This window comes from Ferruginivarius sediminum (genome assembly GCF_003344765.1).
Classification (GTDB): Bacteria; Pseudomonadota; Alphaproteobacteria; order Kiloniellales; family Rhodovibrionaceae; genus Ferruginivarius; species Ferruginivarius sediminum.
On record NZ_QPMH01000050.1, the window covers coordinates 1 to 1,977 of the forward strand.

Below are 1,977 nucleotides of genomic sequence, written 5' to 3' on the forward strand. Positions count from 1 at the left end.
GCGGTATCCAGGCCAAGGGGGTAACGGGCTCACGGCCGCAACGCGGTGCCGGGTCATGACCCGGCACCGCGTCACCGCCCATCCTGCCAAAATTCAAAGACACAAGGGGGTGGCCGCCCGACCCTGCGGCTGTACGCAACGTGCCGGTGACCAACGCCAGCCGCGAAAGCGGGCCGCACACCGACGAAAGCCGTCTTTACCCCAAGGTCGGCGCCGAAAGGCAATCATCCCTCCTATCGGCGGACGGATCCCAGGGCGCACCCCGCAGCCTAGGGTGGGCCACGCAAGCAGTTTCGCCAATGGCTGGCAAAGCTACTGCGCGCGATCGACTAGGCGACTCGAAATTGTTCCTGTTACATTCTTTAATTACGCTCTCCGAGCGACACCGCACGGCGTTCTACAGGCGACGTGCGCGCGGTGCCGCGTCGGAGTGTGGGGCTGCATCCCCACTCGCCAGCATAGGAGTGTATGATGGCGAAGCGCTGCGGTGGCGGGTGTAAGACCCGCCCAAAGGGGCGCAAGACGGTGCGCGTGAAGACCCATAGGCGCCGTCCGCCCCGCAACTGCGGTAGGTAAGATAAATCTTATCTATCGCGAGGGCGGTCAAGTTAGCTTGGCCGCCCTCATTCCAACGGAGAAGCCGATGTCTCAAAATGACGTTAACAAAGAGTTACTGGATGCGCTCAGCGAGATGAAAGAGCTACAGGACAAGCTCGTGGACACCGTCATAGGCCTTCATCAGCGAGTCGATGCCTTAGAAAAGAAACTTCATTCCGAATCTGGCAAATCTCGTGAATAAGCGCCGATTGACCCTCGTCGTTCTCGTCCCCCTTCCGCCTATGCGGTTTGGGCGGGGTGCGCAGGGCGCGCTTTAGCGCCTCGTCGCGCCGCTGTTCCGTCTCATTCGACTGATCTTGGTTCTTGCTCATGGCTGATAACCCCGAAAAAACGATCAAACTAAATCTAAATGAGACTCCTCAGCATGCTGAGGCGCTAGGAGACATGACTGTCGCTTGGAGCCTATTGGAGTTCCGGCTACTCTCATTGTTTCAAGCTGTCTCTGGCATGAACCGCGATCCCGCGCGAGCCATATTTTACAATCTTCAATCTTTCCGGGCCAAATGCGATTCTATCCAAGCTATGGCGCGCATTTCTTTGCCGTCTAAAACGTGTGAAAAAATTGAATCCTTCTTAAAAAAGGTAAATAAGACTGCAGCAAAGAGAAATAAATACACTCATAACCCATGGGCGACACTCGATGGTGAAGCTGGAATATGGGATTTAAGTCACCGCGCTTCAATTCCAACACTGAGTGCAGTCAAATTAAAAGACCTACATCAAACCACTCAACAAATTTACCAGTGGTCTGACGATATGGATACCCTCGTGAAGACCGTGTCACGTCAGCTTCGCTCATAGCAAAAAAAAACTGACCACCGTCTTTGCGTCTATTTCCACCCCACTTTTCCACACTGCAAGCAGCGCATCTACGCCAGCCTCCGCCATTTCTGGCGTAATCTCAATTTCTGCGCTGGCCGGTCGGGTCTTATCGCTATCCAAATCGGTCATGTTCAGTCAACTATATAATTAGGAATATTGCCCTATTCCCCAGCCCGCGCTAAACTCCCCTTCCAAGTTTCCAGAACCAACCCACGGCAGCGATGCATGGACGACGAACTGACACCGCAGCAGGAGGCGTTCTGCCAAGCATTTGCGGAAGGCAGCTCGGCCGCGGCGGCGGTAGGTACTGTGCGGCGGCGATCCGTTGCCGTATGCAAGCGTCATCATTCGTCAACATGACGTTGCGGGGCGGCGTGTGGGGGCAGTGAGAACGCAGCGCTCGCGGGTTCCCCCTCATCCTGTCCGTCTCCCCCGACGCGGGACCTTTGCGATACGGTCATTTGCGGCGAGGAGTTTGACGAGGGCCGGTTTGGCCGGTCCGCGTGGCGGTTTTTTTGTCGGATTGACGGGATAGGG

Annotated in this window: 2 protein-coding genes; one reads left to right on the top strand and one right to left on the bottom strand. The window is 56.1% G+C overall.

The window, feature by feature from the left end; genetic code table 11:
- Positions 1 to 927: 927 nt before the first annotated feature.
- Positions 928 to 1,419 (top strand): hypothetical protein, encoded by a 492-nt coding sequence (locus tag DRB17_RS20100; protein WP_147274981.1) that lies wholly within the window; start codon positions 928 to 930, stop codon positions 1,417 to 1,419.
- Here the strand turns inward: DRB17_RS20100 and DRB17_RS20315 are convergent.
- Positions 1,414 to 1,569 carry a hypothetical protein gene (locus DRB17_RS20315; RefSeq protein ID WP_153242392.1) on the bottom strand — a complete coding sequence of 52 codons (156 nt, stop codon included), beginning with the start codon at positions 1,567 to 1,569 and terminating at the stop codon, positions 1,414 to 1,416. The two genes, DRB17_RS20100 and DRB17_RS20315, sit on opposite strands and share 6 nt — an antisense overlap.
- Positions 1,570 to 1,977 lie beyond the last annotated feature (408 nt).